This window comes from Neobacillus muris, assembly GCF_943193175.1.
GTDB classification, from domain to species: domain Bacteria; phylum Bacillota; class Bacilli; order Bacillales; family Cytobacillaceae; genus Neobacillus; species Neobacillus muris.
The window spans coordinates 1-24,339 of the sequence record NZ_CALPDF010000010.1 but is presented as its reverse complement, the minus strand read 5'-3'; the positions used below and the strand labels follow the sequence as shown (position 1 = coordinate 24,339).

Annotated in this window: 17 protein-coding genes and 1 pseudogene; 6 read left to right on the top strand and 12 right to left on the bottom strand. The window is 40.1% G+C overall.

Features of this window, described 5'->3' with window-relative positions; translation table 11 throughout:
• Window positions 1-71: 71 nt before the first annotated feature.
• Together NFS43_RS09435 and NFS43_RS09430 are read left to right on the top strand one after the other, a co-directional pair.
• Complete coding sequence (locus NFS43_RS09435) at window positions 72-740, top strand: 3-oxoacid CoA-transferase subunit A (RefSeq protein WP_251551412.1); 669 nt, start codon at window positions 72-74, stop codon at window positions 738-740.
• A complete protein-coding gene (locus NFS43_RS09430; protein ID WP_251551411.1) occupies window positions 740-1,405 on the top strand; it encodes a 3-oxoacid CoA-transferase subunit B in 666 nt (221 codons plus the stop codon). Before NFS43_RS09435 ends, NFS43_RS09430 begins: the two co-directional genes overlap by 1 nt.
• A gap of 51 nt (window positions 1,406-1,456) precedes the next feature.
• On the opposite strand, the gene NFS43_RS09425 is transcribed toward NFS43_RS09430, so the two are convergent.
• The 12 genes from NFS43_RS09425 to NFS43_RS09370 form a co-directional block, all read right to left on the bottom strand.
• Window positions 1,457-2,227: a citryl-CoA lyase gene (locus NFS43_RS09425; protein WP_251551410.1), complete on the bottom strand. Its 771-nt coding sequence runs from the start codon at window positions 2,225-2,227 to the stop codon at window positions 1,457-1,459.
• 94 nt (window positions 2,228-2,321) lie between these two features.
• Window positions 2,322-2,966 carry an alpha/beta hydrolase gene (locus NFS43_RS09420; protein WP_251551409.1) on the bottom strand — a complete coding sequence of 215 codons (645 nt, stop codon included), beginning with the start codon at window positions 2,964-2,966 and terminating at the stop codon, window positions 2,322-2,324.
• 141 nt (window positions 2,967-3,107) lie between these two features.
• A complete protein-coding gene (locus NFS43_RS09415; RefSeq protein WP_251551408.1) occupies window positions 3,108-4,079 on the bottom strand; it encodes a ring-cleaving dioxygenase in 972 nt (323 codons plus the stop codon).
• 424 nt (window positions 4,080-4,503) lie between these two features.
• Window positions 4,504-4,776, bottom strand: a complete 273-nt coding sequence (locus NFS43_RS09410; RefSeq protein WP_251551407.1) for a hypothetical protein — start codon at window positions 4,774-4,776, stop codon at window positions 4,504-4,506.
• 423 nt (window positions 4,777-5,199) lie between these two features.
• Window positions 5,200-7,047 carry an ABC transporter ATP-binding protein gene (locus NFS43_RS09405; protein ID WP_251551406.1) on the bottom strand — a complete coding sequence of 616 codons (1,848 nt, stop codon included), beginning with the start codon at window positions 7,045-7,047 and terminating at the stop codon, window positions 5,200-5,202.
• Window positions 7,040-8,800 carry an ABC transporter ATP-binding protein gene (locus NFS43_RS09400; protein WP_251551405.1) on the bottom strand — a complete coding sequence of 587 codons (1,761 nt, stop codon included), beginning with the start codon at window positions 8,798-8,800 and terminating at the stop codon, window positions 7,040-7,042. The genes NFS43_RS09405 and NFS43_RS09400 overlap by 8 nt, the downstream gene beginning before the upstream one ends.
• 61 nt (window positions 8,801-8,861) lie before the next feature.
• Window positions 8,862-9,338, bottom strand: a complete 477-nt coding sequence (locus NFS43_RS09395; protein WP_251551404.1) for a MarR family winged helix-turn-helix transcriptional regulator — start codon at window positions 9,336-9,338, stop codon at window positions 8,862-8,864.
• Between the two features lie 293 nt (window positions 9,339-9,631).
• Window positions 9,632-11,377, bottom strand: coding sequence for an SGNH/GDSL hydrolase family protein (locus tag NFS43_RS09390; protein WP_251551403.1), 1,746 nt, complete (start codon window positions 11,375-11,377; stop codon window positions 9,632-9,634).
• A gap of 331 nt (window positions 11,378-11,708) precedes the next feature.
• A complete protein-coding gene (locus NFS43_RS09385; protein WP_251551402.1) occupies window positions 11,709-13,019 on the bottom strand; it encodes an ABC transporter substrate-binding protein in 1,311 nt (436 codons plus the stop codon).
• Between the two features lie 92 nt (window positions 13,020-13,111).
• Window positions 13,112-15,208 carry a glycosyl hydrolase 115 family protein gene (locus tag NFS43_RS09380; protein WP_251551401.1) on the bottom strand — a complete coding sequence of 699 codons (2,097 nt, stop codon included), beginning with the start codon at window positions 15,206-15,208 and terminating at the stop codon, window positions 13,112-13,114.
• 52 nt (window positions 15,209-15,260) lie between these two features.
• Window positions 15,261-16,166: a helix-turn-helix domain-containing protein gene (locus NFS43_RS09375; protein WP_251551400.1), complete on the bottom strand. Its 906-nt coding sequence runs from the start codon at window positions 16,164-16,166 to the stop codon at window positions 15,261-15,263.
• Between the two features lie 376 nt (window positions 16,167-16,542).
• Entirely contained in the window at window positions 16,543-20,100 is a 3,558-nt protein-coding gene (locus NFS43_RS09370; protein ID WP_251551399.1) for a P-loop domain-containing protein, read from the bottom strand.
• Window positions 20,101-20,266: 166 nt separating this feature from the next.
• Here NFS43_RS09370 and NFS43_RS24365 point away from each other — a divergent pair.
• The 4 genes and pseudogenes from NFS43_RS24365 to NFS43_RS09345 all read left to right on the top strand — a co-directional run.
• Window positions 20,267-20,728: pseudogene (locus NFS43_RS24365) on the top strand (cytochrome P450); the annotation flags it as partial.
• Between the two features lie 523 nt (window positions 20,729-21,251).
• Window positions 21,252-22,445 carry an N-acetylglucosamine-6-phosphate deacetylase gene (nagA, locus tag NFS43_RS09355; protein ID WP_251551398.1) on the top strand — a complete coding sequence of 398 codons (1,194 nt, stop codon included), beginning with the start codon at window positions 21,252-21,254 and terminating at the stop codon, window positions 22,443-22,445.
• Entirely contained in the window at window positions 22,442-23,179 is a 738-nt protein-coding gene (nagB, locus tag NFS43_RS09350; protein WP_251551397.1) for a glucosamine-6-phosphate deaminase, read from the top strand. Before nagA ends, nagB begins: the two co-directional genes overlap by 4 nt.
• A gap of 88 nt (window positions 23,180-23,267) precedes the next feature.
• Complete coding sequence (locus NFS43_RS09345) at window positions 23,268-23,990, top strand: GntR family transcriptional regulator (protein ID WP_251551396.1); 723 nt, start codon at window positions 23,268-23,270, stop codon at window positions 23,988-23,990.
• Window positions 23,991-24,339 lie beyond the last annotated feature (349 nt).

Sequence of the window (24,339 nt, the reverse complement as noted above, 5' to 3'; positions counted from 1 at the left end):
TATTTGTAAGAACTTTGTAAGTAATCTTTATTAATATATTTTACAAAGACTATGAATGGAGGGAAATCTTATTGATTAATAAAATTTATCATTCTATGGATGAAGCAGTGGCAGATATTACGGATGGAAGTACCATATTATTTGGTGGTTTTGGCGGGGCAGGAGTTGCCTATGAATTAATTCTAGCGCTGTACAGTCAAGGTGCAAAAAAGATCATTGGTGTCAGCAATAACCCCGGCTATCATGAGGAAGGCATTGCGAAGCTGATTTTCCATGACCGGCTGTCAAAATTAGTGTGTTCTTTTCCAAATAACAAACAAAGCTATGTTTTTATAGAAAAATATAATCAGGGCAAGATCGATATGGAATTACTGCCGCAGGGAACCTTAGCTGAACGGATTAGAGCCGGCGGGGTTGGAATCGAGGCGTTTTTTACCCCAACAGGAGCGGGTACGGAAGTTGCTGTTGGCAAGGAAGAACGAGAGTTTAACGGTGTCCCTTGCATCCTGGAAAAAGCAATACGAGGTGATTATGCTTTCATTAAAGCAAAGAAAGCAGATCGTTGGGGCAATCTTGTCTATAACAAATCGGGCCGCAACTTTAATCCACTCATGGCAATGGCCGGCAGAATCACCATTGCAGAAGTGGATGAGATTGTGGAAGTTGGGGAACTGGATCCGGAGACCATTGTAACCCCCGGTATTTTTGTTCAACGTGTTGTAAAAAGGAGCGGATTATAATGGAAAAACGTTTATTGACAAGGGAGCAAATTGCCAAACGGATTGCCCATGATCTTCAGGATGGAGACGTCGTAAACATCGGAATTGGAATCCCTGTTTTAGTCAGCAATTATGTTGCTCCTGACGCTGAAATCGTTTACCATAGCGAGCAAGGCGTCTTGGGCATGGGAAAAAAGGCGAAACCCGGTGAGGAAGATCCGGATTTAGTCAATGCCTCAAAAGAACCTGTTACGCTTGTTCCTGGCGGCAGCTATTCACATTCCTCGGATTCTTTTGGAATGGCAAGGGGGAAACATATTGATGTTGCCATCTTGGGAGGCATGCAAGTTTCCGAAAAAGGTGATCTGGCAAACTGGAAGGTGAAAGGAGCAAAACTCGGAAGCATCGGTGGTGCCATGGATATCGCTATTGGAGCCAAAAAGGTTGTTATCGCCATGACCCATACCAGCAAAAATGGAGAAATAAAAATCGTCAAGAACTTGGATTATCCAGTAACTGCATTGCGATGTGTAAACCGCATTTATACTGATCTGGCCGTCATAGATGTGACACGAGATGGATTAATGTTAAAGGAAATTGCCCCTGGTTTTACTGTGGAAGACGTTCAAAAAGTAACAGAGCCACCCCTGATTGTATCAGAGGACATAAAAGAAATACAAATTTAGCAGAATAAAATAAGGTCATTCCCCATTAAGCGGAGAATGACCTTATTTTATTTAGCCTTGATAATCAGTATTATCTTCAACATATTTAAATACTTGCTGGGCAATGCTATTTTGTCTGCCCCTTTCCATATCTTCTACTAAATGGGCCACCAGCCCTACGGCACGGGACGCTACTGCAAATGACTTTACGATCCGGTAATCAAACCCCATATCAGACATAATCGAACCAATTGCTCCAACCGCATTCAATGTAATTTGTTTCCCTTTTTCTTCACAAAATTGTTTATGGATTTCTATTAAAAGCTGTGAATGCCTGCCAAAAAAACCTGTCTCCTTTGCCACTTCATATAACACTCCGGTGCGCGGATCTCCAAATTTATGAATATGATGGCCGAAACCGGGAACTTGAAGCCCTTTTTCCTTTCGATCTTTTATGACGATCGAAGCCAATTCCTCTATCTTTCTTTCCTTACCATATTCTTCAAAAGCGTTTTGCAGCATCTCCGCAACATATTCCATCGCTCCTAAATAGACAGTTCCTGCTCCAAGCAATCCTGCTGCTACAGCTGCCTGTACAGCTTCGGGTGCCCCCAGATACGTTAATCGTGCTGACAGGGAACTTGGCGTAAACCCATGCTCGCAAATTGCAACCAGAATAGCATTTAACATTTTGGATTCCTTTTCAGTTGGTATGCGATGTTTTGCACCAAGATATGCCATATCAGCCAGTGTGATTTTCCCAATCAAATCTTTAGCCAGATCATACCCATGTACTTGAATGGTATCTACTGTTGATCTGCCAATCCTTGTCTGAAATTCCATTAGTAAAATCCCCCCACTAAAAAAAATATATGTAGATGCTCAGATTGCCAGTTTGTATGGATGTGTCCACATTTTTTCGGTTTCAATTTGAACTCTACTTTTTTTCGCCTATAACCTGTTGAATCATCGACCGGGCAGCATTTATTTCGTCATCATTCACGATATGGTCCATTCCTTCGTAAATTCGTTTATCCGTTTTGGCCCCCATCTTGATAAACATGGCTTCTGATTCATGAACCCGTTCAATTGGAACCCAGCCATCTACATCACTGGAACCTAAAAAAACAGGAGTACCAGAAAAGGTTCCCTTTATTGGCCTGTTTGTTGCCTCAGGGCCAATCAGCCCTCCTGTTAAAATCAAAATCCCGCCGTATCGTTTAGGATGCCTAAAAGCAAATTCCGCCGCTAGGCATGCACCCTGTGAAAAACCCATCAAGACCATTTTATCGGTTGGGACACCTTGATCTGCCCATTGTTGCAATATGTTTTTGCAAACATCCAACGAGTAGGTTAAAAAGGGTTCATTTTTTCCGATTGGTGCCATAAATCCTTCTGGATACCAGCTGTTTTGAAAAGCCTGAGGGGCAGCGTAATGTACTCCGTCCTGCCCGATACGATCCGCGATTTCAAGAATAGTTCCTGGGGATTGATTTCTGCCATGCAGAGAAAGAACAAAAGCCTTTGCCTCCGAAAAGACTGTACCTTGAATTATCGTTTCCTCTTGCATGTGTACGTTCATATGGATCGCCTCCAAAGTTTGCAGGATAATAAAATATAATGTCAGCTTACTTCATTCACCTTACATCGTTCTTACACTTTTGAAGGCAATTGAAAAAGGTCCCATCAAATTCATTTGACGGAACCATAATTTTGCCATGCATTATTTCACTTTTTGAATTTGAGGGTTTACAATCGGTTCAAGCTGCGAAAGAATTTCTTCACGGCGGGGCTCAAGCCATGGCGGAAGTAATTTTTGTGAACCTAATCTTTCCATCGGCTCGTCAATGGCAAAGCCGATATCACTGGAGGCAATTTCACAGAGGATACCGCCAGGAGAGCGTACATAAACAGAATGAAAGTAATTCCGGTCCTTAATATCAGAAGCGTCTGTATAACCTAATCCCTCGAGATGGGCTTTTACTTTGGCCAGAACTTCATCATTTTCCACCCCAAAAGCGACATGGTGGACAGTACCTTCCCCAAAAGTCCAGCTGCCCGACGGCACATTAGGCTCATGGATGAGGAAAATCGTTTTCGCTGCACCGCCTTCATTAATTTCAAAACGATAGTAATCTCCTTCTTGGCCGGTCATTTTATAGCCAAGTGCTTCTGTCAAAAATCTTGCTTGTTCAGATATCTCGCGTACAGACATGGTCACACTGTGGAAACCTCGAACAGCGTTTTCTTCTGTAATTTCCTCGGTTACCCATCCTTCACGTGGATCATTATCATCCCCGACAATTTCAAATTCAAGACCTGATGGGTGCATGAATGGAACCCTTTTCTGGCCAAATCTTTCTTCAATATCCCCATGTTCAACACCAAGCTTTTCAAAACGATTGAACCAGAATTCCAATGAAGCTTCTGGTGCTGTATAGGAAGTCACTTTTACTTGTCCAGAACCTTTTCGTGCTTTGATGCCTGCCTGCCTATATGGAAACGTTGTCATTACTGTGCCTAATTCAGCATGCCGATTCGCATAATATAAATGATAGATTGGCAAATCCCCATCAAACAAAACAGTTTGCTTAACCATCCGCTGACCAATTACTTCCGCAAAAAAACTGATATCTTCCTGTGCCGGACCCACTCCAGATGTCACATGGTGTAATCCGCTAATAGGCTGAACCATGTTTATTCCTCCCTAAAATTTTTTGTGGTAATTCCACTAAACTTACTATATAAAATGACAGTTACAAGGAACTTACAAATGTTAAGTTTTTTTCATATAAGAGTTTTTTTCTGGCATAAAAAAGCTTCCTGTGCTTGATAGTGATGATTGGCTTTCTAATAGTAGGGCTGGATATAACAATAGAGGCATCTTGATTAATAATAAAAAATCTCTCCATGATAGTTCCAAAACTCAATGGCTGCAGAAATAAAAAAACGCCAACTCCTTTAAAGAGCTGACGCATTCTCACAATGTAAATTGTATCAATAGGTTAATCTTTGTTATTCAAATTCTAATGGATAGTTACACAATTTCAAGTAGATACCATGTAAAAACCAAACATTTAAGAGTAATGATATATTGTTTAACAACAATGCAGCTTTTTTTATTTCACTTCTTCCCAATAATAATGTATTTCCTCTTTTCTAACCACTTCCGGACACTCCACTTCATCATCCCAATGGTCGTAATTGTTTTCTCCATTTACATGTTGAATGTCAACACTATAATATTTATCTTTGTGCTTAAAGATAATGACAACCATTTCAGAATATCCAGCATCATCGTTCCCAAGCTCTTGAACAAACTCAAGCCCATAATTTGGATCATTTCTGCGTTCTGCAACAGAATCTAATATAACATTTTTGGGAAACTTCATTTTTCATTGCACCTTCATTTTTAAATATATTTTTTAAAGTACTCACTAAGGCTGCATGAAAAAAGCCCAGTGATCTTTAACTAGACTTAAATAAATATTTGATCTCTTTTTAGACCGTTCAATTCAATTTCTACAGTCTCCATTTTAAAATAAATCATTACTTAAGACAATTAAAAATATTATCCAATCAACAGAAAAAGCAGCACAAATGACCCCATATTAACATCCATATTCATCAATTCCGATATACCTCCGGTTCCATTCACACGATTTGTTCACTGCAGATTTCCAGAAAAACAGAATTCTTATGAAAACATTTTTCATCCAGCTAATCTTTATAAAAAAATTCCCTGATATCAGCATCCATTTCGGATTGATGATATCAGGGAATTTTTATGAAAAGAAAATAGCATTCCTTAATGATTATGATGCTTCTTCAAACTGGCTATTGTATAGCTCCGCATAGAAGCCATTTTGTTTCAGCAATTCTTTATGTGTTCCTGTTTCAATGATGTCGCCATCCTTCATTACAAGAATCATGTCAGCGTTTTTGATGGTAGAAAGCCTGTGAGCGATCACAAATGATGTTTTTCCAACGGTCAATTTGTCCATAGCCTCCTGGATCAGCATTTCTGTCCGTGTATCAACTGAACTTGTTGCCTCATCCAAAATAAGCAATGGCGCAGTTTTCACCATGGCTCGGGCAATGGTAATCAGCTGTTTCTGGCCAGCCGACAGGCTCGCTTTATCATCAAGAATGGTATCATAACCATTAGGCAGGGTTTTTATAAAGTGGTGCAGCCCTACTGCTTTACAGGCTGACTCCAGTTCCTCATCACTGACTCCCTTACTGGAATAAACGATATTCTCACGGATCGTGCCTTCAAACAGCCAAGTATCCTGGAGAACCATACAGAACAAATCATGTAGATTTTCCCGTGTTAAACGGCTGGTTGGCACACCATCAATCAGGATTTCACCGTCATTTACTTCGTAGAAACGCATCAGCAAATTAACCAGAGTGGTCTTGCCCGCTCCGGTAGGGCCGACAATCGCGACTTTTTGGCCAGCCTTGACGTTAACTGAGAAGTTTTTAATAACCGGCTGATTTTCATTATAACCAAAGCGTACATTCCTAAAACTTACATCACCATTTACCGTTTCAAGCCGATCCTTCTTCTCACCTTCATCCGCCAGCTCTTTTTCATTCAAGAATTCGAAGACACGCCCACTGGCCGCGGCTGTTGATTGGAGCTGTGTGGCTCCCTGGGCAATCTGGGTAAGAGGCTGAGTGAAAAGGCGAATGTATAACATAAAGGATACAATGACACCGAACGATATGTGGCCATTAACGGCAAGTGCCGCACCGACAATACAGACCACGACATAACCTAGGTTTCCGACAAACATCATAAATGGCATCATCAGTCCAGACAGGAATTGCGATTTCCAGGCACTGTCGTATAACCCGGTGTTAATCTCACGGAAGGCTTCCTTCGCCAGCTTTTCTCCATTATAGGCTTTCACCACATTGTGTCCTGAGTAGGTCTCCTCAATATATCCATTAAGCTTGCCGAGTTGTTTTTGCTGCCGTCCGAAAAAGACTTGTGACTTAGCAATTAAGAATGACATCAGTGCAAATCCAATAAATGTGGACAGGACGGCAGAAATCGCCATGATCCAATTGGTCCAAAACATCATCACGAGCGAACCCAGGAATAGTGTGATGGCTGAAGTCAACCCGCTTAAGCTCTGGTTCAGCGTCTGGCCCACCATATCTACATCATTTGTAACACGGCTAAGAACATCACCGGTGCTTGTGGAGTCAAAGTATTTTAATGGCAGACGGTTCATCTTTTTTGAAAGATCTTTCCGCAAGCTTTTAGAGATCCGCTGCGTCGCTGTTGCCATGATAAAACCTTGAATATATTGAAACACGAACATTAAAACATAAAGAACTGCAAGAATGGTTGCCACGTGGACAACGGCATCCATATCAATACTTGTCATCAGACCTTCCGTGATTGTATCGGTTATATCGCCAAGTATGTCAGGACCTATAATATTAAAGATAGACCCTGCCATGGAAAGGATCAGGGCTACAATAATCGCCGGAACATACGCACGGGAATACGTGAATAATTGTTTGAAGCTTTTCGATAGGTTAGCGCCTTGCCCCTTTTGGGAGCCCCTTTGGCGTCCTTTCGGGCCGCGCCCTTTTGGACGTTCTGCCTTCTTATCACCATTATTAGCAAATTCATTTTCAGCCAACTTCAAGCTCCTCCTTTGACAACTGCGAATAGGCAATTTCTTGATAGACGTTGCATGTTTTCATGAGCTCCTGATGTGTACCGATGCCTACCACTTCACCTTGATCAAGTACAATGATTCGGTCCGCATCAATAATCGTCCCGATACGCTGGGCAACAATAATGGAGGTAGCATCTTTTATCTCTTGTTTGAGGCGCGAACGCAAAACTCGGTCGGTCTTATAATCCAACGCCGAAAAAGAATCATCGAACAGATAAAATTCAGGATTTTTATAGATGGCACGTGCAATTGACAATCTTTGTTTTTGCCCGCCGGAAATATTTGTTCCGCCCTGAGCAATTTCAGCCTTGTACTGCCCCTCCATCTTTTCCACAAACTCTCTGCCTTGAGCGATTTCAACCGCTCTTTCAACATCACTGACTGCCATCTTCGTATCCTCACCAAACGCAACATTGGACGCAACGCTGCCACTGAACAAAATCGCTTTTTGGGACACATATCCCAGCTTGTTCCTTAACACTTCAAGGGAATAGTCCTTCACATCAACCCCGTCAATGAGCACAGCACCTTCCGATGCATCCATGAATCGTGGAATCAGGTTCAGCAGCGTGCTTTTACCGCTGCCTGTAGAGCCGATGATGGCGACTGTTTCACCCCTATGAGCTTGAAAACTTACATTTTTCAAAACATAGTCTTCTGCGTCAGGGTATTTAAAGCTTACATTGCGGAACTCCACTTCGCCGGAGGTATTGGTTTTTTCAGCTTGGGGTCCTTCCCCATCGCCGATTTTGACCTCGGTATCCAGAACCTCATTGATCCTTTTTGCGGATACGGCAGCACGAGGCATCATGATAAACACCATCGACAGCATCATGAAGGACATGATAATTTGCATCGCATAAGAGGAGAAGACCACCATGTCAGAAAATCGGGATAGCCGATCCTGCAGCGGAGCATTGTTGATTATGACGGCCCCAATCCAATAGATCGCAAGATTCATTCCAGACATCATCAGCACGATGGACGGGAACAAGATCGCCATCGTCCTGCCTGTGAAAAGATTCGTTTTGGTCAATTCATTATTTGCTTGTTCAAATTTTTCTTCCTGATACCCTTCGGCATTATAAGCACGGACAACCCGGATACCTGACAAATTCTCTCTCGTTACACGGTTCAATTGGTCCGTCAGGTTTTGAACCGCTCTAAATTTTGGCAATGCTACAAAGACGACAATGGCAATTAACACACACAGGAAGGCAACCGCAATTCCTGTCGCAGCAGTCCACTCCCATGCCTTGCCTGTAATTTTTAAAATCGCCCATACGGCCATTATCGGAGCACGAATGACAATCTGCAATCCCATTATGATCAACATCTGGACTTGCATGATGTCATTTGTGGAACGGGTAATCAGGCTGGCAGTGGAAAAACGGCTGATTTCCTCCATCGAGAAAGACAAAGTTTTATCAAAAACCATGCCGCGCAAACGGACCGAGAAGCCTGCAGCTACCCTTGCTGCCAGGAAAACCGTTGCCATGGACGCCAGCATACTGCCTACAGCGCAAAACAGCATGTAACTGCCTTGGACGAGAACGTCACTAATCTTGCTTCCTTCTGTCTGCACAAGCTTGGTGATTTCCGTCATGTAATCGGGAATTTTTAAATCAAGCCATACTTGTGTCACTATGAAAACCAGGCTGCATACAATCAACAGCCAGTCTTTTTTCTGAAAATATTTGAAGATTTTCAGCATGCATGAACCCCTCCTCGGGCATAAAGTTATATATTTCCATGTCATTAGCTAGAACAGAATGTTAACGAAAGGGTCCTGATTCCAATTGTCCCATACCATCTTTCTCCATTTTTTCTCTCACTGCCTTCAGCAGCAAGTGCATTCCCTGCTCAACGGTATTCTGTTCATCTGGCGATAAATAATTTAATGCATCACCGACTGCCCGTTTCACTGGTTCATTTGAGTTATTTCTGATTCCTTTTAGAACTTCCTCGCTCACAGAAATAATCACTGACCGTTTATCTTTTGGATTGGGAGTCTTCAATAGAATACCTTTTGCAGACAAGCGCTCAACAATATCTGAAACGGTACTTTGGGTCATTCTAAGATTTTTCGTCAATTGTTTAATGGTAATCTGCTTATTCATCAACACTTGTGCAATGACCCTTAACTGAGGAACCGTTAGACCGTGCTCCTCAGCATGTTCTTGAATACTTCTTATTAGAAATCGATGTAAAAAATCAATTGATTCACGGATAAAATCGGCCCGATCCTCCAATAGTTACTCTCCTCTCCCAAAACATCTTATACGATAAATCGCACACGATATATCTTATGCGATTTATCGTACACTCACATTGTACGATTGTCAATAGCTTCTTACACATTCCATTTAAAGGCTTGAAATATTTTTATAATCAAAAAGAAAAGATGACTCCTCTATTATCAGAGCCATCTTTTCTTTTAAATATTCATCTTATTATTTTCAATTGATAGCCTTTCTAAACTTATATCATACAGTGAGAATAAATCCGGTTTTTCCATTTTAATTCTTAGTAGAACCCTGAAAAGCTACAAGGTATATCCGAATCCCAAAATAGTAAAACATTTTTCTTCGTTATTGTGAGCCATCTTGATTTCAATTTGGTGTTCCCGGCAGACATTCTCCTGATACAAGATTACAGCATTGCAATGAGTCCAGTTTTCTACATGAGGGTCGGCGGTTTTTATATGTCTGCCATCCACAAAAATATCCGCCATTCCAAACTCGCTGCTTCCGGAATCCTTAAAAACAAGGATGAGGCTTCTGCTGTTGATCGTCATTTTGAAACTTTCATTTTCCGATGCAGCAGAATGCATCCAGTTATTTGAAAATTGCGGGGTCCCAAAAGGATTAGCATCCATCTCGACCATCTGCAAATCGTCATCTGTTTCTGAAAAGCCGCCCATATTGATCCATGCACCAATTCGGTTATCATTTCGATCCAGTAACTGAACATCCTTAAAATAATTGCCGATAACCGGAGATTGGTCTATTTCAACGTCAACTCGATCTCTAATCGATTTATTTGTTTCCGAAAACAAATAGGCAAGGCAATCCGCCATAACCGTATGACCATCATTTGTCGGATGATAAATATCGTAAAAAAATTGCCGTTTGGTGATAATGTTCCCCTCTTCTTTCGTAAGTCTAAACTGGTTGACCACCGCATCCTTTACACTTACCATGGGAAGATTATAGTGCTTTCCTATGGGAGAAAGTCGATCCTGCAAATTCCAGTCATTTTCAAACACGCTGAATAATAAAATAACCGCTGGTTTGTTTTCCGAGGATAGTATTTTTAAAACAAGGCTTTCATAACAAATTCCTTCTGTTTCGTCTCCTGCATCATTTACTGCGAACTCCACAATCACGATATCCGGCTTTACTTTTCCATTCCTTAAAATATCTCGTTCATAGCGAAGCATGCCGAGCTCAGATGGTGTGCCCCCTACACCTGCTTTCACAAAATGAACATTCTTTCCATCTTCTTTCCCAAACATTGCTCTGAATTTCAAGTACGATTGGCAGGCATAACAATGAGTATGGATCGGCTTGGCTCCAGCGCCCTGAGTAATGGAGCCCCCTATATAGGCAATGGTAACATCGCCGCCTCTTTCTGCTTTTTCGATTGCCGTTTTTAATCTTTGATTGTTTCCTTTGTTTAAAAGAGATTTTTTAATCATGGCCTGGTAGCCATTGGAGCCGAATGCAACCGGAGGTTCCATCGCGATCTCTGGTACCTTATAGGAATCATAGAGATAGAATTTGACACTTGCAGCTGCTAGTTCACCAGGATGGTCAAATTCAAAGGCAAATTTGCCTGGAACATCATCATCTTGGGACCATTGGAAATCACCAAGTTCAAAAATTATCTCAGCTCCATCTGTTGGGCATGGCATTCTAAGCAAAGTTCCCGTTTCATATTTCTTTTGTTTTCCATAATTATGTAACACAAAATGGATGCTTCCAGGATTTTCATTTCCTGTTTTTATTGTTACACCTATACTGTGAACCAGTTTATGAAATCCCTTACAATTTTCGAGAAGACCCAAGATTTCCTCATCTTTCACGCCGCCTACAAGTCTAGCAATACTTTTTAATCGTCCTGCATCCAAATAGACTTCTTGTGAGGGCTTGCCTTCATTACGGGGAGTTGCCTCAATCACCTTCTCAAACATAACAAAAAAGCTGTTTCGTTTTGCGACCGGATCTTTTGGCGCCTTTGGACCAGCACTTTTATCGTCATTGATTATTAAACTGCTGTTGTCAGTCATTTTCATCTATCTCCTATGAATGTTTAATTTTTTCTGATCTATCCCTCTTTTTATATCATTACTATAAAGGAACTTTTTCAGAAAGGTCAATGCATTTTTGAAATCGCTTTATTTTCGGACAAGGATGTACAAATATAGGAGGTTATTAGAAAAGCGCTAGGCAATTCTCAAATTCTAAAACTTTTATACTTTTTGGTGTAATAAAATAATGTATTTAGAAACAAAAATGTCCCATTGACTATGATACGATTGAAGTACTTACCCAAGTTTAACTCAATCACCCTCCCGATCAAGGAGGACATAGTCAATGAGACTTGATGATGGAATTATTCTATTTTTGAGCCAAAATAGCTTCAGCTTGTTGTCTAAATTGCTTTGCAGCATCTTCTGGCTTCATTTCTCCATAGGCTATTTGGTCAGCAAAGGTCTTTAAAAGATTGATGATTTCGCCTGCACCTGCAGGATCAGGGCCATTGAATGCTGAACTGTTGTTTTCAGCCCAGGCTACATAATCGAATATTTGTTTTTGTACCGTAGACAATAAAGGCTTTAACGCTTCTTGGACTTTTGACGATCCAGGAATGCCGCGTTCGCCAAGCATTATTTTATTTGCCTCAATATCGTTGGTCAGGAAGTCAATAAATTTGGCAGCCTCTGCTTTTTGTTTGGAACTATTGGCAATTGACCAGAACATACCGGGTTTTATGAACAATCCTTTATCAGCATCCGGCCCTGGCAATCCTGATATTTCCAATGGCCGATTTGCCACTTGTTGGATACCTGATAACTGGCTTGCCCATTGGAAAATGCCAACGGATTGCTGCTTTACAACAGGATCATCTTCAAGCCCTTTAACTTGAGCAATCACGTCAGGTGATGGAACCGCTTTATTTTTTACCATATCGGAATACATCTTAAAATAGTCAACAAAATATTTGTCATCCTTATACCCTAATGCTTTGCCATCTTTACTGTACAGTCTTTGCCCATTGGTTCTTAAGTAATAGTTGAAAAGTACATCCGGAGCCGTGCCAGGTCCATTATCAATGTACAGGCCAGAGGCGCTTGCCTTTTTCCCAAATTCTTGATAATCATCCCAAGTCCAGTCCGCAGGGATTTTGTCTATGCCGATTTTTTTTAAAAGTGCGGGATCATATTGGTAACTGAGGGCAACCATACTGGCTGTCAGCCCATAATATTTACCGTCAATTTTACCACCGTCAAGAAAATTTTGGCTGAGATTTGTGGTGTCTATTTCCTTACCAAAGAATGGTGTTAAATCTGCTAATTGGTTATTCGTTGAGTATTCCGTAATATAAGAAAGATCCATTTGGATAATGTCCGGAAGCTGGTTTGCCGCCGCTTGAGGGGCCATCTTCTTCCAATAATCATCCCAGCTGGCATATTCAGGTTCAATTTTTACATTGGGATGCTCTTTCTCATATAGTTCAATCATTTTTAGCGTGTAATCATGTCTTGGTTGATTTCCCCACCAGGCTAAACGAAGAGTAACCTTTTCATCCTTGCTGGCTTCCTCATCATTTTTTGATTCTGACTGATTCTTACTTGTTGTACCACCGCTGCACGCCGCTAAGGAAAAAATTAGAAAAAGCGAAAGCAAAGCCATTATAAACTTTTTCATTTATAGAGTCCCCCTTTTAAAAATGTAAGTGTTTACATTTATTGCTAAAAAAGTAAAACTATTGACTTAAGCTAGCCTAAACAACGATTAAACTATGAAATTGCCTCCTTTGACTGGAAGTATTCTTTCAGCCTTTTAGCAAGTTCATCATCTGAAAGTGGATTGCGATGAGTGTTTTCCAAATAAATATGTTTCTCAGTTTCTGGCATCAGGTATTCCTTATACCATGCGAAAAAATCAGGGCTATCACCGTGTATGCGCAAAAACCGCCTAAGTGTGTCTACATTCTCAACCGTACTCTTAATATTCGTGAGCCAGTCTGCCTGGTAAAAACGTTCCCATTTCCCATGCTCGGAGCCGCGCAAAACTTCCAGCCCTTTTTCGTAACACCATTTAGATTCGGATGCATAGACAAATGCTAGCGGATAACGCTGATGACGATACTCCTCGTAAGACCGGCACAGCCAATAAAAACCTTGGCATCCAGATAAATGAAGTGCACCATGGAACCGCAGCTGGTCTATTGCCCTACGCTTATCATCTAAACCGAGTTTTGCAAAACAATCGTCACACCGCTTAAGCCATGCTCCCCATTTTCTTATGCCATGCTCCAACTGCCTCTCGAACGCTTTTACTTGCTCATCGAAAGGTAACTCTCCTACAGCCCATATTAATCTCGAATCCGGTTGATACCTCTTTCCTTGCAGCCAGTGACCAATGATTTGCCTTGCCGGGTGGTGATAGTACTCGTCTCCGGCTAAATCATCAGAATTCGGTCCGTATTGTATCGCCGCCTCAAAATAGCTTTGGTACAGTTCCTTCAACTCATCTTGATTAGTAGAATAATATCTATTAATGAATTGACTCAAGTGAGCACTCACGTCGATTGTACCAGTACTCCACAACTCGCGAATCACATCAAGCGCATAGACATGGGGACGAATGTTGCCACAGTTGAGGAGCAAATAATCATCAGCTCCATGATCAAAGGCTGACTCAAGCTCCTGCTTTATAAACGAAGCCGGTCCTGGATACATAGTCAGATGATTTGAAGCCTGCAAATCATGGAAGGTCACATGGTAATATAAACCATGTTTCCCCTTATCACCAGGTTCTGGAAGGGATGGTACCCGTAAATTTTTATTGCTATTTCTGCGGGAAACCATTTTCCCATAACCATTATCCGCCCAAATCTTGATGACATCATCAGGCAGCTCAACATAGCCATCTTTATATAATTCTGCGATTTCGCCATACAGAGCTGCACAATACACAGGATTTTGTACAGTGCTTCCAATCATGTCATACTGTTTCCGAATGACTTTGCTAATCATCGCCCCCCGTTTTTCAGGAGTATCAAAGGCCGGGTCGTCTTCCCAGAAAGGCTTGTCTCCTTGACCGCGGAAGGATAATACCCAAAGAACCTTTTTATCCTTTTGCTTTTCGATGGCCTCCCGCCACAGGCTCTCAAACAGTTCCGGCTCCTCCTTGTAGCTTGCTTTTTTGCCTGGGAATGCGCGCAAGAACATTTCAGCACCTAGTGGCTCAGCATGATGATGCGTCACCCATAGACCCATTTCAGAGGCAACTTGATAATGAACACCGTTTCTCGGCAAGTCTGTTCCAGGAATCACCATGTTGCCTCCACAACGAAGCAGAGCTTCAAACACCGGTTCCCACACCTCTCTTGAAGGGGGATATGGTTCCTTCCATCCAATCAAGCACACTTCGTCGTTGACAAACCAGCCACGGTAACGGACCTTAGGCAGAGGTGCGTCATAGTCCATCATTGGTATATCAATTTTGGGACGGGTAACGATTAACTGATCGGACCAAAACCAGAACGGATGTATTTCCAAAAATCTTTTGCTAAACTCCAGTATTCCGTAAACAATGCCCAACTCATCATAGCCCACAATATCCATCCAAGAATTTCTTCCGTCCGAATGAAAGCGAAATCCATGCGCCTCTGGATGTTGTGGACAATTGTCCTTGTGCTCAGCATATCGGATACAAAGGTCTGCCACATCTTCAGGTCCGATTACCAGCTTGGGGACCTCACCCAACACTGTTTCAACATCTCTGACCAATATCCTGATGGCATGATCAACCGGCGAAGTTCGTACTTCGGGGATTTTTATTCGCAGCTGCCCCTTTAATTCTAGCTGTCTTTTTACATCGGTATTCACTGGTACATCCCTCCTTTTAACATCATACTTGAAATTTTCTATTTGGGATTTTCTATTGTTGCTCCTTTTTTATCGTAAATTGCTTTTTTAACATGGTATTGTGCTTTTTCCGAAAACCGGAAGGAGTAATGCCAGAGTATTCCTTAAATAGTCTGCTGAAGTGAGACACGTTTCGGATGCCAACACGTTGTCCTATGGATGTCATAGATTCAGGAGAAAACTGCAATAATTTTTTGGCTTCTTCCATTCGTTTGTGCTGAATATAAGTGGAAATAGTGTAACCGGTTACATTTTTAAAGCAATGGCACATGTAATGTTTATTAATATTAATAGAATTGGCTATAAAATCTAAATCTATCTCTTCTTTATACTTACTATTAATGATTGTTAATATTTGCTCCACATATATTTCTTGTTGAGTTAAATGCAGATATTGCGACTGTTTATTCATAGATTGAACCATCCTATAAACCATTACTAACAACTCGAATAAAAATGCCGCCGCCATTGTTTCGTTTCCAAACTCGTCTTTATTAATCTCGGCATTCATTTTCGAAACTAACTTGTCAATCTCATGCTGGTCATTTACATCGCAATGAAGCAAAAACCCATTATTTGGAAACATGTGAAAAATCGGTTGAAGAATTTTGTCTGGAAACATTCTTAGAGGAGTATCCAAAAAATGAATGATACTTCTAATATAAGGGGAATCAGTCTCCGGTTTAGCTATATGAGGAATTTGGCCAGGGATCAAGAGCATGTCGCCCCTTTGAAGCGGGTAAACTTGATCGCCAATAATGATCTTAGCGTTTCCTTTATGAAACAGGTAGATTTCATACCCCATGTGAAAGTGCAGTTTTCCATCTCCATCAATTCCCTTTTTTTCATACTGGACAAATATCCCCTGATTTTGAAGCTGATTATCTGTTTCATTGGAATGTTTAGTTAACAATGTCATCCGATCACTACTCTCTAAAAAAGTGGTTTATAAAAATCATGTGATTAATGGTTATCTTGTTAGCAATCGCTCCTGTGCTATAGTTCAAAATTAAATCATTTAAACCATTCTGCCAATTGTTTTTTTCCTGATATTGATGTTTATTTGTATTTTGATCATTTATGAATAGCCATTCTGCACCTGCATGAGGATAGAGTTTAAATCCAATTGGATTTGGTTAATGGTTCCTTATTACAGTAAGTGTGTTGGAGTTCCTGTTAATCATGAAAAAAGTATTTGACGTTGTACACTCATCTAAAAAAACTGCCCAGCAGTTTGGGCAGCCTTAAAGTAACGACGATACTATTTCCACAAAATTTTAGAGAGTGGTGAGCATTTATTCACTTATGCTTAACATGTCCATTTCTCTCTTAATATCATTTTCAAGTTTTTCATCTATCCATTTTCCTGACTTCCTTAATTGATCAAAGTAATGCAATATTTCTTCTCCGTCTTGTGCTGCTTCCAATTTATTCCCGAGACTTTTGTGTACCTTCATCCTTTCATTTAATGTCTCAATCAATGTATGGAATTTTGGTAAAATCCCCTCTTTATACAGCAGCCTTCTTTTATGAACGGCTTCTTCTAAATCAGCCAGTCCCCCACTCGTATCGCCTGATGCACAGCGGCCCACGCCACGGTACTGCAAGGCTGATGAAAAATAATCCCTATTTAGCAGCTGGCCATTCTGATCCAACTTTCTGCAAAGATCTACCGCTTCAGAACAATATTTTAACCCTTTATCAAATTGCTTATCTAAATTATAAGCTCGTCCTAAATTCATTAAAGAACTGGCCAATATACTAATATCTGTTAATTTATTTTCCTCATACATCTTTTTATCCATAGCTGCTATAGCTTCAAAATCTTTTATTCCAGATTCATAGTCGCCCAGATCCAACGAAATGGATCCTCTATTCGCAATGGTTTTAGATAACAAGCTAGAGGTATCGATTTGATTTTCCTCCTCAAGGGATTGTAAAAGCTTAACAGCAGCATGAATATCCTTTGCAGCCTCCCGCAGCTTCCCTTGGGATCGGTAGGTAAACCCTCTCTCTTTCAAGGTTTCCGCCTGGCTGATCAAATCGACCGGTTTTCCTAGATTCCGTAGTTCGTTTCTTAGATTAATTGACTTAGTGAGATCCTCAACTGCTTCGATATAGTATCCCGTACGCCGATAATTTGCCCCTCTTTTAGCATAACTTAAAGGCAAAGAATCAGGGTCCGTTACCTTTTGCAGTTCAAACAAGGATTCCTGCCTCTTAATCGCTTCATTATAATCCTGAAAAGCTTCTTTATATCTCATTAATAAAAAGTATGCCTCTCCACGCAGCATATACTTATAAGAGATCTCCTCGTCCTTGCCTCCAGTGGCATCAAGAATCTTAATTTGTTGATTCAGTAACTGTATGCGGCGTTCTCTCTGATATTTTACAATGGAATGTTTCCTTAAGTAGTTTGCCAAATAATGGATAAACTCAACGAACGATGGATGGTAGAACTGATTCGCGACATTTTGATCTTTAATTAATTCTAAATAGTTTAAGGCATTGGCAATAAGATAAACCTCTCCATCGCTTTCAACACTTTCCCATTTCATTTGCTGAGGGTTTTCTTTTAATGATAGGATCTCTTCTAACCAGCCGCTAGTCATTTGTTCCAATTCCGTGCCATATTTATCAAAAATTAATTTCTTCCACTCATCATGCGAAATGGTAATGAGATTCCCTCGATAGGAGCGATCCACTTTTAAGAAAATACGCAAATCTAATAAATAGGCCAAAAAAGTAAAAGTGGGCTTATCTTCTCCTGATAAATAAGAAATTTCTCTAAAGGTCAAGCCTTCATAAGCTCTTGAAACAATTAAAAGAATCCGTAAAAGGTTCTCATAAAATTTATTCCCATACATGGCATGCAGCTTGTCTAAATAAAAGTTAAATAACTCAGATCCACTCGGGAGATCCTTTACATCAATCTTCCCTTTATAGGTAACAAGCAGCTCTTTGATCGCCTTTAAATACAAAAACCGATTCTCTGCCTTAATAATTAATTCATCAAACATTCGTTCATGTTCAATCGTCATTTTGCCATTAGCCAATAACTCTTTCTTTAAGTAAGAGATTAAGACATCCCGATTATGTTCATGATGCCGATTGTAACTGAATTGCTCCGTAAATTTTAATCTGTCCAAATTATCTTGAGTAAAAGATGTGAGTTCATCTTTCTTTCTGCTGGTTAAAAGAATGTATACACCATCATTCAGCATGGTTTCATCGGGTATAAAATCAAAAATCGACTCTCCCTCTTGTCCTGGAATCTCATCCACGCCATCAATGACAAGGAGTAATTTATCATGGCCAAAGTGTGTTCTATGTTCCTCCGAAAACTCATTCATCATCCGGGCAAAATGGACCTTTTTATCCTTACTTTTCGAAGGAACTCCCTCTATTCCAACAATCGTGTTTCTGCCGTCCTTATCTTGACGCAATATATCATGAACTCTCTGCGAAAAATAATTCATTTTATAACTGAACGAATCATTGATGTAATAGGCTCGAACGGAGCCATTTAGCAGCTTATGATATTTATTTAAGGACATCTCATCCAATGCCCGGGCAAACGTTGTTTTACCTGTACCCCGCTCCATTTGTATTAAAAATAAACCCTTTGGATGTTTATTCATTGCCGATGAAAGGTCATGAATTAGATAACCTGGGCTTTGAAAATCTTTTACTTCCCCAATCTTATTTAGAATTTCTGCCTCAATCATGGAATATGTTCGATCATCCACCGTTGATCTTTTTGGAATCATAATATCTAATTCCCGGCGTGTTCCTTTTATCAACTCATTTACCTTTTGATCGATTTTCTTTTTGCCTTTTGTATAATCAAGCACCATGGTTTTGTCTTTATGTGAAAAATAAGTATCAAAAAAATAGATGCTGTTTTCGCTGGTCAGAATAAACGGGAATAAAGGAACCGTCAGACTATCATTTAATCTTACTGAAATATCCGAGGTGTCTCTCTCAATATGGTCCATGGCCTCTTCTCCAGACAGCCGATATTCATTCCCGCCTTGTTTAAGGTAAAGATTGATTTGCTGGTCCAATTCAAACGTATCTTCAAAATACCGTTTAATTGCTTCAAGTTTTTTTATAATATCCTTACGAAGGTCATCATCAGCATCAAATGATAAGGCGCCATGGCCCAATTGATCATTGCGCCACTTTACGATCTGCTCGTCTCTGTATAATTTTAAGGTTCGTATTAAAACCTGCTTAAGAGTTGGATGAGTGGATGGCAGTTTTGATATCACACCTGCAATTTTCTCCCAATCACCTAGTGATAAAGGTTTTTCTAACAGTGCGACCAATACCTTAATTTCAGCATCGGACCTTTCTCTGAGCGAATAAATATGACTGACACTGATAAGGATCGGGAATTTAAGCAAAACCTCCAAGAGATCCTTTATCTGCAGCACGGCACCATAGGATTGTTCCTTCAGAAGCAATTTGTATAAACTGGCATATTCATGGGCAATAACAGAAGTGCTGTTTTGAAACGCTGGTTTAAACCACAGCTGTTCATTTTCACATAACAATCGAAACAGATGGTTTCTATTGCCTTCATTGAAATCAGATTCTGTTTCATCTAGAACTTCTGCTTTAACATGTTGAAATTCTCGACTCTCTAGAGCCTTCATAATCCTTTTTCTAGGGCCAAGCTTAATCCCTAAATCAGCCAAATCTTCCTCACTAAATGAAAGGAGATCTTCTAACCTTACCTCTTCTTCTTCAAAAACGTCTATGTACTTTTCTAAATTAAGAGCCATTAAAAATTGAGTAATATCCATATCATCCCCGCCTAATCCGCATCTTTGCTCGCTACATCCCATTAAAATCTCCTAATTATTGTACTATAAACAAATGTTAGAAAACATATATTCCTCGATAATAATCTACTGCTGATAATTGCATCCTTTCAGCTTTTTTTGTACACCATATCATTTTTTAGATCTTGACTCTATTTGTCTAGTATTTGTGAACAAATGAGTAACTGCCATAACACTAGATCAACCTTTTGTCCCTAATTTCGCTAAAAGGGCTGCGGCAGTGTTTGCATGGAGTACTATTCCATACCGTTCCGAATGGAAATATGATCTTTCAGCCCATAAAAAAATCCTCATAGATATTGGCCATGTTTCTCAGAACCTTTATTTAGCAAGTGAATCAATCAATGCTGGTGCTTGTGCGATCGGTATCTATGACCAAAACCTAATCGACGAGGTATTAGGTTTAGACGGAGATGGCGAAAAATTTACCGATGAGCAAATAGTACAAATTACCATGCTGCTTTTAGGTGCAGGGGTCGAAACAACAAGTCATGCGATTGCTAATACTCTCTATTCATTGCTTTATGATCCTTTTTCATTAGATATTCATCGTTCTAATAATAAAAAACATCTGACATTCGGAAATGGCCCTCATTTCTGTTTAGGAACACCCCTTGCACGGAGCGAAATTTCGTAATGATTAATGAATGGGAATTATCTATAGTAAAGGGTCTGCATTCACATTTGAATGCAGACCTATTTTAGTACCTAAAAACTTATTATTGATAATTTTGATAGGGACAGATGATAAAGTGGTGGATCCTCTTTGGTGAATACGTTTAATATTATAGGTCACTTTAAGAATGCCATGATAAGTTTACAAACAAAATATCACCCAAGTTAAGGTCACTTCACTTGGGCATTTCCTGGCTGCTCGCATTGTGTTCGTTACCTGAAGTTTATATAGAAGCTGGGAGATAAATCCACCAGAGGCATTTTTCGGACTTTCATTTTTGGACATCTCAATTTCCATCTTGATTTGTTTTATTATACTTATTAATATATCTATACCAATTTAACCTACATAGAATAGATAACACCTCAAATATAAGTAATAAATGTGGATTTTATCATCATTATCTTTTAGAATATTGGTATAGACAACTATATTTTTAAATGGTAAAATTGCATTAATTAGAAAGGAAGTCATAAATATGTCAACAAACTCGAAACTGATCAAAGGTATTCAAATTTATTCAGATGATCGATGGATTGAAAATGGATTTATAAAAATAAAAGATGAAAAAATGGTGGAAATAGGGTCTACAGAACAACTTTCCTCACAAGAAGAGTTTGAAGTTATCGAGATTCCATCCAATTATAAAGCTGTACCTGGTTTTATCGATGTCCATATCCATGGAGCAAACGGTGCAGATACGATGGATGCGACCAAGGAAGCATTGGAAACAATGGCAGAAGCACTTCCTCGTGAAGGGACCACGAGCTTTTTAGCGACAACGATTACCCAGGAAGAACAACAAATTGAAAAAGCCCTACTGAATGCAGGCGCCTATATCCATGGGAAGCAGTCCCCCGGAATGGCTGAAATCCTAGGGATCCACCTTGAAGGTCCATTTGTAAATAAAAAAAGAGCGGGAGCTCAGCCTATTCAACATATTATTGATCCAAACCTTGATTTATTTAAAAAATGGGAAGCTCTCTCTGAACATAGTATCAAGCTAGTCACATTGGCACCCGAACTGCCGGGCGGCCTTCAACTGGTTAATTACTTGGCTGAAAATGGGATGATTGCGTCGATTGGGCATACTGATGCCACCTATGAAGAAGTGCTCGAAGCAATTGATGCCGGAGTGAATCACGTAACACATCTTTACAATCAACAAAGAGGTTTGCATCACCGAGAACCAGGAGTGGTGGGTGCAGCCTTTTTAAAGGATGAGTTAAAAGCAGAATTAATCGTAGACGGTGTTCATGTTCATCCCGAAATGGTCAAACTTGCCTATAGGCAAAAAGGCAACAAAGGAATCATCCTGATTACTGATGCCATGCGGGCAAAATGCCTAAAGAACGGACATTACGATTTAGGAGGCCAGGATGTAATCGTTCAGGATGGAAAAGCAGTCCTCAGTGACGGAACCCTGGCAGGCAGCATTTTAAGACTTGGCCAAGGAGTAAAAAATATCCTAACCTTTGCAGACTGCGAACTGGAAGATGCCGTGCAAATGGCAGCTGTAAACCCAGCCAAACAACTTAATGTTTTTGACCGCAAAGGCAGCATTTCGGAAGGAAAAGATGCTGACATCGTGATTCTTGACGAAAACTTAGATGTATATATGACGTTATGCCGCGGAAAAGTTGCCTATTTTAAAGGAGGAGAAGCAAAGTGAAAGTCATCGAAGCCAAAGATTATCAAGATATGAGTAAGCTTGCCGCCGATTATATTATTCGTAAGGTAAGTCACTCTCCAAAAATTAAACTGGGACTTGCAACAGGCGGTACTCCTCTGGGGATCTATGCCAATTTAATTGCTGACCACCAAAAGAATGGGACTTCTTATCAAGGGGTTACCACTTTTAATTTAGATGAATATATCGGGCTTTCCGGTACTGATCCGAATAGTTACCGCTATTATATGAACCATAACCTATTTGATCATATTGATGTTCAAAAACAGAACACATTTGTTCCGCGCGGAAATGCAGATGATATTGAAAAAGAATGTATCGATTATGAAAAATTGATTAAAAATCACGGCGGCATTGATTTACAGATACTTGGCATTGGCAGCAATGGCCATATCGGATTTAACGAACCCGGCACATCCTTTGATACTGAAACCCATGTTGTTCAATTAACTGCTTCTACAAGACAGGCCAATGCCAGATATTTCAACAGCCTGGAAGAGGTGCCGACGAAAGCCATCACAATGGGCATTGCCTCGATTATGCGAAGCAAGGAAATCCTATTGCTCATTTCTGGTGAGAAAAAGACAGAAGCTTTGAATCGTCTATTGTCTGGCAACGTGGATGAAAATTTCCCGGCATCTGTGCTCAAGAGACATCCATATGTTACAATTATTGCAGATAAGGCTGCAATCGCTGATTTAAAGGTGAACAGCTGAGGTTCTTCCTCACTGTCTCCTTTTAAATATAGCTGTTTTTATTTGGAATCGGATTAAGTTTAACTAGAAAGGTGCAGTTAAGACTAGAATGATTAAAAAGGATTCCCCCATCCCCATTTATTATCAGCTTCAAGAACTTTTAAAGGATTTGATTGAAAAAGGTGAATTAAAACCTGGTGATTCCATTCCAACCGAAAGGGAATATGCAGAAAAATTCCAAATCAGCCGAATGACGGTGAGACAAGCTTTAACCCAGCTCGTCAATGAGGGTTATTTACACCGGATTCAGGGAAAAGGAACGTTTGTTGCGGAACGGAAAATTGAGCAGCCCTTATACCGCTTGCGAAGCTTTACGGAAGATATGGAGACCAGAGGACTTAAACCAGGCAGTCACTTAATTTCATTTGAAATTATTCCTGCCACAAGCCAAATTGCTTCTCAGTTGGACATTCAAGAATATGGACCTGTTTATGAAATCAAACGAATTCGGTTGGCCGACGATGTTCCAATGGCACTGGAATCAAGTTATATATCCGCAAACCTGATTAAAGGCCTGACCGAACAGATTGTGAAAGAGTCCGTTTATTCCTATATTGAAAACGAATTACACCTGCAAATTGATGAGGCTTCACAAGTAATTGAATCGTCCATTGCCAATGAAGTGGATGCAAAGTTTTTAAAAGTAAAAAAAGGTTCCCCTATCATGCTTATTCAACAACAAACCTTTTTAAAGGATGGCACCCCTGTTGAATATGTAAAATCCTCGTATCGTGCCGACCGGTACAAATTTATGATCAAAATGAAACGGTAGGGGAATATCATTTTTAGTCATTCCCCTTTAGTGTTTTGATTTTGGCAAACTCTTGTTGTCTAGTAAATTTATTTCCCTATATTAAAACAATCAATGAGGTTGCGTTCTCGCAGCCTTTTTATAATTTAGATTAGTGAAAAGCTATAGTGACTGTTATGATTTGATTATCTTTTTACCTTAGGCATCATAGCCGCAGGATGTCAGGATTTCCCTATTATTGGTTTTTACCATTAATGTTAGAGAAACAATGGTGTTTGGACACCACCAATAAAATAAAGTAGGGAAACCTTTCTCAAGGCTTCCCCCTTATCAAACCGTACGTGCCCTACTAAGGCATACGGCTTACCAA